The sequence below is a fragment of the Krasilnikovia sp. MM14-A1004 genome, from assembly GCF_047159485.1.
Lineage (GTDB): Bacteria > Actinomycetota > Actinomycetes > Mycobacteriales > Micromonosporaceae > Actinoplanes.
This window is the reverse complement of record NZ_AP038773.1, coordinates 5450881-5463025: the sequence shown is the minus strand read 5'-3', so window position 1 is coordinate 5463025 and position 12145 is coordinate 5450881. Positions and strand designations below refer to the sequence as shown.

General features: G+C 72.3%; 13 protein-coding genes. 11 read left to right on the top strand and 2 right to left on the bottom strand.

The window, feature by feature from the left end:
- The first annotated feature begins 2 nt into the window (after positions 1-2).
- Both ACMCNN_RS23360 and ACMCNN_RS23355 read left to right on the top strand, forming a co-directional pair.
- A complete protein-coding gene (locus tag ACMCNN_RS23360) occupies positions 3-923 on the top strand; it encodes an alpha/beta hydrolase (RefSeq protein WP_412742647.1) in 921 nt (306 codons plus the stop codon).
- 24 nt (positions 924-947) lie between these two features.
- Positions 948-1427: a ribose-5-phosphate isomerase gene (locus tag ACMCNN_RS23355; RefSeq protein WP_412742646.1), complete on the top strand. Its 480-nt coding sequence runs from the start codon at positions 948-950 to the stop codon at positions 1425-1427.
- Between the two features lie 9 nt (positions 1428-1436).
- Here the strand turns inward: ACMCNN_RS23355 and ACMCNN_RS23350 are convergent, their stop codons facing one another.
- On the bottom strand, positions 1437-1796 hold the full coding sequence (locus ACMCNN_RS23350) for a hypothetical protein (protein WP_412747250.1): 360 nt from the start codon (positions 1794-1796) through the stop codon (positions 1437-1439).
- 500 nt (positions 1797-2296) lie between these two features.
- On the bottom strand, positions 2297-3541 hold the full coding sequence (locus ACMCNN_RS23345; protein ID WP_412742645.1) for a GNAT family N-acetyltransferase: 1245 nt from the start codon (positions 3539-3541) through the stop codon (positions 2297-2299).
- 102 nt (positions 3542-3643) lie between these two features.
- Between ACMCNN_RS23345 and ACMCNN_RS23340 the strand changes: the two genes are divergently transcribed.
- The 9 genes from ACMCNN_RS23340 to ACMCNN_RS23300 all read left to right on the top strand — a co-directional run bounded on the left by ACMCNN_RS23340 (position 3644) and on the right by ACMCNN_RS23300 (position 12109).
- Entirely contained in the window at positions 3644-4357 is a 714-nt protein-coding gene (locus ACMCNN_RS23340; protein WP_412742644.1) for a DNA-directed RNA polymerase II, read from the top strand.
- Positions 4358-4446: 89 nt separating this feature from the next.
- Positions 4447-4767 carry an ArsR/SmtB family transcription factor gene (locus ACMCNN_RS23335; RefSeq protein WP_412742643.1) on the top strand — a complete coding sequence of 107 codons (321 nt, stop codon included), beginning with the start codon at positions 4447-4449 and terminating at the stop codon, positions 4765-4767.
- Entirely contained in the window at positions 4764-5282 is a 519-nt protein-coding gene (locus ACMCNN_RS23330; protein ID WP_412742642.1) for an SRPBCC domain-containing protein, read from the top strand. The genes ACMCNN_RS23335 and ACMCNN_RS23330 overlap by 4 nt, the downstream gene beginning before the upstream one ends.
- A 253-nt stretch (positions 5283-5535) precedes the next feature.
- Entirely contained in the window at positions 5536-7422 is a 1887-nt protein-coding gene (locus ACMCNN_RS23325; RefSeq protein ID WP_412742641.1) for an adenylyl cyclase, read from the top strand.
- Between the two features lie 111 nt (positions 7423-7533).
- On the top strand, positions 7534-7869 hold the full coding sequence (locus ACMCNN_RS23320; protein WP_412742640.1) for an ArsR/SmtB family transcription factor: 336 nt from the start codon (positions 7534-7536) through the stop codon (positions 7867-7869).
- A 3-nt stretch (positions 7870-7872) separates the two neighbouring features.
- Complete coding sequence (locus ACMCNN_RS23315) at positions 7873-8367, top strand: SRPBCC family protein (RefSeq protein ID WP_412742639.1); 495 nt, start codon at positions 7873-7875, stop codon at positions 8365-8367.
- A 133-nt stretch (positions 8368-8500) separates the two neighbouring features.
- Complete coding sequence (locus ACMCNN_RS23310) at positions 8501-9865, top strand: hypothetical protein (protein ID WP_412742638.1); 1365 nt, start codon at positions 8501-8503, stop codon at positions 9863-9865.
- A gap of 85 nt (positions 9866-9950) precedes the next feature.
- Positions 9951-11048, top strand: a complete 1098-nt coding sequence (locus ACMCNN_RS23305) for an SPFH domain-containing protein (RefSeq protein ID WP_412742637.1) — start codon at positions 9951-9953, stop codon at positions 11046-11048.
- Positions 11045-12109, top strand: coding sequence for a hypothetical protein (locus ACMCNN_RS23300; RefSeq protein WP_412742636.1), 1065 nt, complete (start codon positions 11045-11047; stop codon positions 12107-12109). The genes ACMCNN_RS23305 and ACMCNN_RS23300 overlap by 4 nt, the downstream gene beginning before the upstream one ends.
- Positions 12110-12145: the final 36 nt, after the last annotated feature.

Genomic DNA, 12145 nt, shown 5'->3' with positions numbered 1-12145 from the left:
GCGTGGGGCTGCACCCGCAGGTCGAGCAGTCGCTGCGGATCCGGCGGCGGCCGCCCGCGGATCTGCTCACGACGGATCCGCAGGCACTGCTGGGGTTCGTGCGGCTGGCGATGGAGGAGACCAACGAGGCCGAGTGCGGCCCCGCCATCCCGCTGCCCGTCGTGGTCGACGTGGACGCCGCCGGGGTCCCGTGCCGCCTGTACGCGACCCGGCACGCCGCGCCGGTGCTCGTCTACGTGCACGGTGGCGGGTGGACGTACGGCAGTGTGGAGACGGTCGACCGGCTGTGCCGCCGCATCGCGGACCGGTCCGGATGCGCGGTGTTGTCCGTGGACTACCGGCTGGCGCCGGAGCACGTCTTCCCGGCCGCCCTGCACGACGTGGAGACGGTGCTGGCGTTCGTCCGCAGCGAGGGCGCCGGCCTGGGCGTCGATGCGTCCCGGCTGGCCGTCGGCGGCGACAGCGCCGGTGGACAGCTGGCCACGGTCGCCGCCCGCCGGCAGCGCGACGCGGGCACCCCGGTGGACTACCAGGTGCTCATCTATCCGGCGATCGACCCGATGACCGCCGCCGAGTCGTACGACGAGGTCGCCGGGTACGGCCTGGACCGGGCCTCGATGCGGCTGGCGTGGGAGACCTTCGCGCCCGAGCGCGCCGACCGGTTCGGCCCGGACGTCGCCCCGCTGGCGGCGCCGGATCTGTCCGGCATGCCGCCCACCCTGCTGATCACCGCCGAGTACGACGTCCTGCGCGACGAGGGCGCGGAGTACGCGGACGCCCTGCTGGCCGCGGGCGTCCCCGTGGTGCACGTCAGGTATGCGGGAGTCAACCACGGTTTCGTCCGCAAACTCGCGGTCTTCGATGCCGCCCGCTGCGCCGCGGATCACATCGCCGTCACCCTGCGGGCCGCGCTGACGTTCTGATCGCGGTTTGACAGACTGCGGGTCATGCGCGTCTACCTGGGTTCCGATCATGCCGGCTACGAGCTGAAGAACCACCTCGTCAACCACCTGTCCAAGCAGGGGCACGAGGTGGTCGACGTGGGTCCGCACGGCTACGACGCCGACGACGACTACCCGCCGTTCTGCCTGAAGACCGGCGCGTCGGTGGTCGCCGACCCGGGCAGCCTCGGCATCGTCATCGGCGGCTCGGGCAACGGCGAGCAGATCGCCGCCAACAAGGTCGAGGGCGTGCGTTCGGCGCTGGCGTGGAAGGTGGAGATCGCCCAGCTGGCCCGCCAGCACAACGACGCGAACGTGCTGGCGATCGGCGCCCGCCAGCACACCCTGGATGAGGCGGCCACGTTCGCGGACGCGTTCCTCAGCACCCCGTTCTCGGGCGACCAGCGGCACGTGCGGCGCATCGCCCAGCTCGCCGAGTACGAGCGCACCCGCGAGCTGCCGCCGCTGCCGCCGTCGGCGTCCTGACCGCTCGGGTCAGCGGCGCGGCAGATCCTCGCGCGGGGTCCAGTGGCGGCGCACGATCGTCAGGGTGGCGTCCGCTTCGGCCAGTTGCTCCGGCGTCGGGCGGGCGGCATCACGGGCCCGTAGGGCCGCACCGAGGCTGACCTGCGACGACCCGGAGCCGACCAGACCGCGCAGGCCCCGTTCGGGGTCGCGGTCGTCTGCCCCGCCCGCGCCCGCACCGGAGGTGGGCCGCGGCCCCGAGCCGGGCACCGGCCGCGATCCACCGCCGGGCACGCTCCGCGCGGCGCCGCCACGGGGCGAACGCCCGCCGGAGCCGCGCCGCGAGGCCGGGGGCGCCGTGCCCTCCGGCTCCTCGCCGGGATCTTCGATCGCTGCTGTCGCGGCCCCGGCCTCCGCCCGCGCCGCTCCGGTCGTGGCTTCCGCCCGCCCCGGTCCGGCCCCGGCGTCCGCCCGCCCCGGTCCGGCCCCGGTCTCCGCCCGCGCCGGTCCAGCTCCGGTCTCCGCCCGTCCCGGTCCGGCCCCGGTCTCCGCCCGTCCCGGTCCGGCCCCGGTCTCCGCCCGCGCCGGTCCAGCTCCGGTCTCCGCCCGCGCCGGTCCCGCCGTGGCCGCCGCCAAGCCGGCCCGGCCTGCTACGTCGGCGGGGGTCGCAATGTCGGCTGGGGTGGCCGCGTCCGCTGGGGTGGCCGCGTCCGCTGGGGTGGCGGCGTCGGCTGGGATTGCGTCGGCTGGGGTGGCGGCGTCCGCTGGGGAGGCGGCCACGACCGGCGCCGCGTCGGATCGGGTAGCGGCGTCGGCCGGGGCTGGTCGCACGCGCCGCCGCCGACGTTCGGTTTCACCCATGCCGCCGAACCTACCGTCGCCGGCGACGGTCAGAACACCTCGGCCGGCTGCGGCAGCCGGTGCCAGCCGAACGCGGTCGAGGCCGCCGCCAGTGCACCCGGCGTCAGCTCACGGACCCGCCCCGCCGCCCCCAGCGCGGCCAGCGACGTCCCGCCCAGGTACGCGGCCCCCAGTTCCAGGACCGTGGCGGACACATCGGCCGGGTCCGTGCTGGCGGTGCAGGTGGCGCCGTCGGGCCCCGCGGTGAGCCGCCATCGCCCGGTGTTGGCTGCCAGCAGGTCGTCGGACACCTCGATCACCACGTCGACGTCCGTGGCGTACCGGCGGGCCGCCAGCGCGCGGGGCAGGTCGACCAGGCGGATCCACAGTCCGTCCGAGATCCGGGCGCCGAGCCGGCGGGGCTCGTCGACGAGGTGCTGCAGCGGCTCGTCGAGGGCGAGGAACCCGGCCGTCGCGGAGCGGGCGAGGTCGAGCGTGAGCAGGAAACGCCACAGCGTCACGTACGCGGCGGGGTCGGCGGCGACCACCTCACGGACCCGTACCTCGCCGTTCGGGCCGTTGCCGTCCCAGCGGGACACGCCGCGCCACAGGGCGTAACCAGTCGGGCCGTCGGGGGTCTCGTGGAGCACCCCGTGCAGGGCGGTCGCGCCGCGCCGCTGGGACTCCGGGTCGGCGAGGACGTAGCGCCACCAGCGGTCGTCGCGGCTGGACCAGCCGGGGCGGTCGGGGCGCTGCTGCTCGTACACCTTGGCCAGGTCGGTGATGACCTCGTCCGGCTGGACGAGCCGCAGCCGCCCGGCCGGGGCGGTGCCGCCGGGTGCCGGGTCGGCCAGTCGGATCTCGCGGGTCATGACGTCGACGTGCAGGTGCTGCGCGGCCAGGCCGTACCCGAATCTGGGGTAGATCTTGCCCTCGCTGGCCCACAGCACCGCGACGGCCTCGCGCCCGGCGGCGGCGATCTCGCCGAGCTGGTGGCGCATCATGCGGGTGAGCAGGCCGCGGCGCCGGTGGGTCGGCGCCACGCCGACCTGCGTGACATGCGCGGCCGGGATGACCGCGCCGGGCACGGTCAGTTCACGGGTGTACGCGGCCGCGTGCCCCACGACGAGCCCCGTGTCCTCGGCGACCAGCGAGCGTTCCGGCTCGAACACCGATCCCTCGGCGTCGCGCCACGCCTGATCGTGCGGTTGGTGGAAAGCCTGGCCGACCAGATCCGCGATGGTCTCCCACTCGTCCGCGGCGCCGATCCTGATCTGAATCTCCGAGGAGTCCATGGGGTCCTGTGTAGCCGACGTGCGTCGTGACGGCGAGCGATTTGCGGGCTCGTTACTCTCGATGGCAGCACTGACGATCCGCTTGATCGGGGGAGGAGCACGATGCCGGACCAGCCACGGTGGTCGGAACGGACGCTCGACATGCCGCCGCAGGACCCCTGGGCGGACCCACCCACGGTGCCGCAGCCGCCCCCGTCGGCCGCCGCGCCGGGCCGGCCGACCGCCCACATTCCGGCCGCCCAGACTGCGCCCGCCCAGACTCCGCCCAGCCTGGGCCAGCCCGCTCAGGCCCAGCCCAATCAGGGCCAGGCCGCCGCCCCGCCGGGCCAGTTTCCGGTGCACGCCGAGGCGCAGCCGTTCTCGCGCGGCCGGGCGCAGGTGAACCCGAACCCGAAGACCCGGCAGTTCGCCGACCACGAGGCCACCGGTACGGGCTGGCCGGGCGCGGAGGCGCCGCACGAGCGTCACTCCCTGGGCTGGCACGTGCAGCAGTTGCGCCGGGGCAGCGAGTGGAGCACCGCGGCCCTGCTGTGGGCGTTCGTCTGCTGGGGTATCTGGGCGATCTCGTCGGACGGCACGCTGACCGTGCCGATCATCATCTTCGTGCTCTGCGTGGTCGTGGCGGCGGGCCTGTTCGCGCTGTCCCGGTTCGTCGGCCGACTGGTGCTGGAGCGGCAGTTCGGACGGGTGCGGCGTACCGCTAAGGGCTCGCACCTGGTGGCGGCCCTGTTCCTCGTGGGGGTGGGCTTCGCGCACCTGCAGCAGACGGCCTGGGTGATGCGCAGTTACCACTTCGTCGTGGGCCTGTTCAGCTGACCCATCGGCTCGGCGAACCCCTCGGGACCCGGTCCCGAGGGGTTTTTCCGGCCTTGACATGTGACCTTTTGGTCACATAACTTTGCGTCATGACGGACGACGATCGGGTGTTCAAGGCGCTGGCCGACGCCACCCGTCGTTTCCTGCTCGACCTGCTGTTCGCCCGCGAGGGCCGCACGCTCACCGAGCTGGAGTCCGAGCTGGAGATGACCCGTTTCGGCGTCGCCAAGCACCTCAAGGTGCTGGAGGAGGCCGGTCTCGTCGTCGTGCGCCGTTCCGGCCGGGAGAAGCTGCACTACCTCAACCCCGTGCCCATCCGGCTGATCCACGACCGGTGGATCGACAAGTACACCGAGCGTCAGGTCACGGCGCTCGTCGATCTCAAGAAAGCGCTGGAGGAAGAACCATGACCACCGAAACCGCCGCCACCACCCAGGTCTACCGGGTCTGGATCAAGGCAACCCCCGAGCGGATCTGGGCCGCCATCACCGACCCCGAGTGGAACGGGCGGTACGCCTACCAGGCGCAGAGCTTCTTCGAGCTCAAGCCGGGCGGCTCCTTCCACGCGGCCGCCAGCAAGGACATGAAGGCGTACGCCGAGGCCCAGGGCTTCGACCTGCCCGACACGATCATCGACGGCGAGGTGATCGAGTGTGACCCGCCCCGGCGGCTCGTCCAGACCTGGCGGATGCTCATGGACCCGACCACCGCGGGCGAGCCCTTCACCCGGCTCACGTACGAGATCGAGGAGACCAAGACGCAGCCCGGCGTCTGCCGGCTCACGCTGACCCATGAGCTGCCCGGCGCCCCGGCGACGGCCACGATGGTCGCCAGCACGGAGGACGGCGCCGCGGGCGGTGGCTGGGCCTGGATCCTCAGCGACCTCAAGACGCTGCTGGAGACGGGTTCGCCCTTCGCCGGCTGAGTCGCGGCCGGAGTGCGCGGCCCGCGAGGGTCGCGCACTCGCCGCGGACCGTCGGCGTCGAACCCGGCGACGGCTGGTTCCGGAACCGGTTCCGCGATCCGGAGAGCGTTTTCCCGGAACCGGTTGCACCAGTGGCTTCTATCGATTGACCGACCGTCTGCTATCCATGCCCGTCTCTTGACGGGCCCGGTCGTCCGGCTGCTTTCTTGTGGTGCAAGTCATTACGGGCTTGTTACCGAGAGGATTGCATCGCATGACGACCCACCGCCATGGGCGCGTACATCCCCGGCGGCCCGGCGGCCGTCGCCTCGGCCGCTCGCTGGCCCTGAGCCTCGCGTTCGCCGTCACCGCCGCGATGACCGGGCCCGCCGCGGCCGTCGCCGCTGCGCCAACCCCGGCCGCGGCACCCGGCCTCGGCCCGAACGTCACCGTCTTCGACCCCGCCATGCCGGTCGCCGACATCCAGGCCGCCCTCGACGCGGCCAGCACCCAGCAGGTCGACAGCGAGATGGGTACGGCCCGCTACGCGTTCCTCTTCAAGCCCGGCACGTACGGCACCGCCGAGCACCCGCTGCAGGTGAAGGTCGGCTACTACACGGAGATCGCCGGACTCGGCGCGGCACCCACCGACGTGGTGATCAACGGCAAGGTCGAGGTCTACAACCGGTGCCTGGAGAACGGCGGCACCAGCAACTGCCTCGCCCTGAACAACTTCTGGCGCACGCTGTCAAACCTGACGGTCAACGTGAACGCGGCAGGTCAGGACGGCTGCCGCGGCTCGGCGAACTTCTGGGCCGTCTCCCAGGCGGTGTCCATGCGCCGGCTCAACATCACCGGCGCGAACCTGTCGCTGATGGACTACTGCACCGCCGGCCCCCAGTACGCCAGCGGCGGCTTCATCGCCGACTCCCGGCTGCCGTTCGTGGTCAGCGGTTCCCAGCAGCAGTGGATCACCCGCAACAGCGAGGTGGCCGGCTGGTCGAACGGCGTGTGGAACCAGGTCTTCTCCGGTGTCGTCGGCGCGCCCGCGGAGGCGGGGTTCCCGGACCCGCCGTACACGACGCTCGCCACCACCCCGGTCAGCCGGGAGAAGCCGTACCTGTTCGTCGACGCCCAGGGTCGCTATCAGGTCCGCGTGCCGTCGGCGCGGCGCAACTCGCAGGGCGTCTCGTGGGCCGGTGGGCCGACCGCCGGGTACACGCTGCCGCTCAGTGACTTCTTCGTGGCCCGGCCCGGCGACTCCGTGCAGCGGATCAACAGCGAGCTGGCCCGCGGCAAGCACCTGCTGCTGACCCCGGGCATCTACGACATCGCCCGCAGCATCGAGGTCCGGCGGCCCGACACGGTCGTACTGGGGCTCGGGCACGCCACCCTCACCGCCGTCGGCGGCGCGGTCCCGCTGACGGTCGCGGACGTACCCGGTGCGATCGTCGCGGGGGTCACCATCGACGCGGGCACCGAGGAGTCGCCGGTGCTCATGCGGGTCGGGCGCCGCGGCGGCCACGGCTGGAGCACGGTGGCCGATCCGGCGACGCTGTCCGACGTGTACTTCCGGGTCGGCGGGCCGCACGTCGGCAAGGTCGACACCGCGCTGGAGGTCAACAGCGACAACGTGCTCATCGACCACATCTGGGTGTGGCGGGCCGACCACGGGGTCGAGGGTTTCACAGACACCCAGCGCTGGAACACCAACACCGGCCGTACCGGTCTGGTGGTCAACGGGGACGGCGTGACCGCGACCGGTCTGTTCGTCGAGCACTTCCAGCAGTACAACACGGTCTGGAACGGTGAGAACGGCACCACCGTGCTGTACCAGAACGAGTTGCCGTACGACCCGCCCACGCAGGCGGACTGGATGAACGGCAGCGTCCAGGGGTACGCGGGCTACAAGGTCGGCAAGCGGGTGAAGACCCACCACCTCTACGGCGCCGGGGTGTACGTCTTCAACCAGAACAACCCGTCGATCCACACCGCCAACGGCTTCGAGGTGCCCGCCACTGCGGGTGTGAAGCTGCACCACATCATGACGGTCAACCTCAGCGCCGGAACGATCGACAACGTGGTCAACGGTGTCGGCGGCCCGGCCGACACCACCAGGATCGGCAAGCCCGTCTACGTCGCGGACTACCCGGCCCCGTAGGCGACCCGAACCCCGCGGGCCGGAGCTGGCACAGCTCCGGCCCGCGGTCGTGTGTGCGGATCCCGCCGAGGTGCTTGTGCCGGGCGGCCGGTAGGGCTAACCTACAACCAAATGGTTGCAGATGAGGGAGACGCGGATCGGATCTTCCACGCCCTGGCCGATCCGACCCGGCGCGACATCCTCGCGCGGGCGATCCGCGCCGAGCAGTCCGTGTCCGCGCTCGCCCGGCACTACCCGATCAGCCTCGCGGCCGTGCAGAAGCACGTGGTGGTGCTGGAACGGGCCGCCCTCGTGGTCAAGCAGAGGCGGGGCAGGGAGCAGGTCGTGCACGTCGACATGGCCGTTCTGCGCCGGGCCACCCGGCTGCTCGACGCGTTCGAGCAGCTGTGGCGGCACCGCGCGCACGGCATCGCACAGATCCTGGCCGAAGATCGAGAAGGGAAGTAACCCGTGACCGTGCTCAACACGTACAAGGATGTCGAAGCCCGCAGGCTCACGTTCGTCGCCGAGTTCGACGCGGGCGTCGACCGGGTGTGGCAGGTCTGGCAGGACCCGCGCCAGCTGGAACGGTGGTGGGGTCCGCCGACCTATCCGGCCACCTTCGACCGGCACGAGGTGGTGGTCGGTGGACAGTCGCGCTACTACATGACCGGCCCCGAGGGAGACAAGGCGCGCGGCTGGTGGACGATCACCGCCGTCGAGGCGCCGCACCGGCTGGAGTTCGACTACGGCTTCTCCGGTGACGACGGCGAACCCCTGGACCCGGCGGACGCCGCCCACATGGTCGTGACCCTCGACGCTGCCGGCGCGGGCACCCGCATGACGACAGTTACCACCTTCGCCAACCCGCAGCAGATGGAGACGGTGCTGGCCATGGGCATGGAGGAAGGCATGCGGCTGGCGATGGGCCAGATCGACGGGGTGCTCGCCCCGGTGTCGCGCTGACCGCGGGTACGGCGCGAATTCGCTGATTCCGACTCGTCGCGTCCGTCGTTCCGGTAGGGATGGAGGAGCCGCCGTCCGAGGGGGACGGCGAACGCGACGACGGGGGGCGTACGTGCGCGGCACGGGTCCGGCCGTGAGCCGGCGGGCACTGTTCACCGCGATCGGCGGGGTGGCCCTGGCCGGGGCCACCCTGGCCGACGTCGGGGTCGCGCTGGCCGGGCCACCCGTGGTGCCGCCGGCGGCCCGGCGCCGCGCGATCCGTTTCCTGGACGCGATGCTGGCCGCCCACGCCGACTCCAGCGAGCTGCGGCTACCCCAGTCGTACGCCGACCAGATCGGGCTGTACGCGACCGGATTCACTTACGACGCCGCCCTGGCGATCCTGGCCTACCTGGACGACGACCGCGCCGAGTCCGAGGACCGGGCACGGCTGCTCGGGCAGTCGCTGGTCTACGCCCAGCAGCACGACCCCCGGTACGCCGACGGCCGGTTGCGGCAGGCGTACACCGTGGGGCCGTACACCCGCGACGGCGTGGCCCAGCCGTACGGATTCGTGCTGCCGGACGGCACGGTCAACGTGGGCGGCGCGTTCGGGTTCACCGGCTCCGGCACCGGAGAGTGCGCCTGGGCGGCGCTGGCCCTGTGCGCGCTGCACCGGCGTACCGGTGACGACAGGTTCTTCGGCGGCGCGGTCCGCCTCGGCGAGTGGATCGCGCAGACCTGCCGGTCGGCCGGCCCGCTGGGCGGGTTCACCGTCGGCACCGGCCGGGACGGCGGCGCCCTCGCCCGGGTCAGCACCACGCAGAACGCCGACCTGGTCGCCCTGTTCGGCCAGCTGGCCGAGCTGACCGGGGACCGGGCGTGGCTGGCCCTGCGCGGCGGGGCGCTGCGGTTCGTCACCGCCATGTGGAACCCGGTCCGGCAGGCGTTCGCCTCCGGTACGCCGGACGGCGTCTCCGTCGAGCGGGAGCCGATGCAGCTGGAGGCACAGACCCATGCGTGGCTGGCGCTGGCGGACCTCGACCACGTCGGCAGCCTGGACACCGTGTCGCGCCGGCTGACCGTCACCGACACCGCACGTGCGCCCAACAGCGTCCTCCGGCCGGGCCGGAGTTTCACCGGGGTGACGGTGTCCGCCGCCTCGCGGACGGCCGACCCCGCCGTCGAGATCGAGCCCGGCCTGCCCCGTCCCGACCCGGACGCGGTGTGGCTGGAGGGCACCGCCCAGTACGCGCTCGCCCTGCGCCTGTCCCCGCTCGGGCCGGCGCCGGGCGCCGACGGACTGCGTACCCTGGTCGCCGCCCAGGCCCAACTGGGCGCCGACCAGACCGTCGGCGGTCGGCCGTTGCCGGCCGGGGGTGCGCTGCTCGCCGCCACCAGCCCGCTGCACGTCGGCTTCGTCGACTCCGGCTACTACCCGTACGCCCACGTCGCGGCGACCGCGTGGTACCTGCTGGCCGCCGCGGGCACCAACCCCCTCGGCGACGCCCGGGTCTGATCCTCGCGCTTTCGTCGTACGGTGTGGGTACCGTCCTGTGCGGCCCCGATCACGAGGCCCCGGCGTACGCGGAAGGGGGTTCGCCGTGGGATTGTGGGACAAGCTCAAGGGCGAGCTGGTCGACATCATCGAGTGGACCGACGACAGCCGGGACACCATCGTGTGGCGGTTCCCCCGCTACGAGAACGAGATCAAGATGGGCGCCAAGCTCGTCGTGCGGGAGTCGCAGACGGCCGTCTTCGTCAACGAGGGCGAGATCGCCGACGTCTTCCCGCCCGGCACGCACACCTTGACCACGCAGAACCTGCCGATCCTGTCGACCCTCAAGGGCTGGAAGTACGGCTTCGAGTCGCCGTGGAAGGCCGAGGTGTACTTCGTCAACACCCGGCAGTTCACCGACCTCAAGTGGGGCACCCAGAATCCGGTCATGGTCCGCGACCCCGAGTTCGGGGCGGTGCGGCTGCGCGCCTTCGGCGCCTTCGCGATGCGCGTCGTCGACCCGGCCCGGCTGCTGCGCGAGCTGGTCGGCACCGACGCGCAGTTCCGCACCGAGGAGGTGCAGGAGTATCTGCGCCAGCTGGTCGTCGGGCATCTCGGCAGCGCCCTGGCCCGGGCCAACGTGCCGCTGCTCGACCTCGCGGCCCAGCAGCTGACCATCGGCAACACCCTCGCCACGGTGCTCAGCGACGAGCTGGCGCCCAACGGCATCGCGATCGCGAAGTTCATCATCGAGAACATCTCGGTCCCGCCCGAGGTGGAGGCCGCGCTGGACAAGCGCACCTCGATCGGGGTGGTCGGCGACCTCGACGCGTACACGAAGTTCCAGACCGCGAACGCGATCGAGGACGCGGCGAACAACACCGGCGACGCCGGGTCCGCGATCGGTCTCGGCCTGGGCATGGCAGCCGGTCAGCGCGCCGTGCAGTCGATGACCACCCCGGCCACGCCGTCGACCCCGGCCGGGCCGCCGCCGCTGCCCACGGCCGAGTGGTTCGTCGGGGCGGGCGGCCAGCAGCAGGGCCCGTTCGACGTTTCCGGGCTGGCCGCGCAGGCCAGGGCGGGCACCCTGACCCGCGACACCCTGGTCTGGCGCAACGGCATGGCCGGGTGGCTGGCCGCCGGTCAGGTGCCGGAGCTGAGCAGCGTGTTCGCCGCCGTCCCGCCGCCGTTGCCGCCCCAGTGAACCAATATCCCTGCTCCAGCTGTGGAGCCAACGTCGAGTTCGCGCCCGGCACCACGGTGCTCAAGTGCCCGTACTGCGGGGCCGAGACGCCGCTGGTGCCGACCGGCGCGCGGGTGCGCGAGCACTCGTACGCCGAATTCGCCGGTCTGCCCCGCAAGCCGGTGGCAACACTGGCCGCGAACACGTTCACCTGCCGTGGCTGCGGCGCTGTTACCCAGAGCGACAAGATCTCCGACCGCTGCCAGTTCTGCGGTGCGCCGCTGGTCGCGGACACCGCCGGTGCGGAGATGGTGGCGCCCGAGGCGGTGCTGCCCTTCACCCTGGACCGGCCCGCGCTACGGCAGGCGTTGCGCCGGTGGGCGTCGTCGCGCTGGTTCGCGCCGAACTCGCTGAAGAAGGTGACAGAGGCCGAGTCCTCGCACAGCACGTACCTGCCGCACTGGACGTACGACGCGCGGACCATGTCGCAGTACACGGGCCAGCGCGGCGAACACTACTGGGACACCGAGACGTACACCGAGAACGGTGAGACGAAGACCCGCCAGGTGCAGCGGACCAGGTGGTATCCGGCGTCCGGCACGGTGGCCCGCGACTTCGACGACGTGCTGGTCGTGGGCACTCACCGGGTGGCGCCGAAATACCTGGACGCGCTGGAGCCGTGGCCGCTGCCGCAGGCCCAGCCGTACCGGCCCGAGTTCCTGGCGGGCCACGAGACGCTGCGCTACGACGTGGAGCCCGAGGCCGGGCTGGCGTCCGCCCAGTCCCGGATGGCCGAGGTGATCGAGGGGGACTGCCGCGACGACATCGGCGGCGACGAGCAGCGGGTCGGCTCTGTGCACACCGACTACGCCGACGTCACGTTCAAGTTGATGCTGCTGCCGGTCTGGCTGGCCTGCTACCTGCACGCCGGGAGGACGTTCAACATCCTGGTGAACGGGTGCACGGGTGAGGTGGCGGGGGAGCGGCCGTACAGCGTTCCCAAGATCGTTGCCGCGGTGGTGGCAGCGCTGGTGGTGATCGCGGCGATCGTCCTCGTGGTGTCCCTGTCCCAGAGCGGATGAACGGTCAACCCTGCCGATTCTCATCCGCGCCGAGGG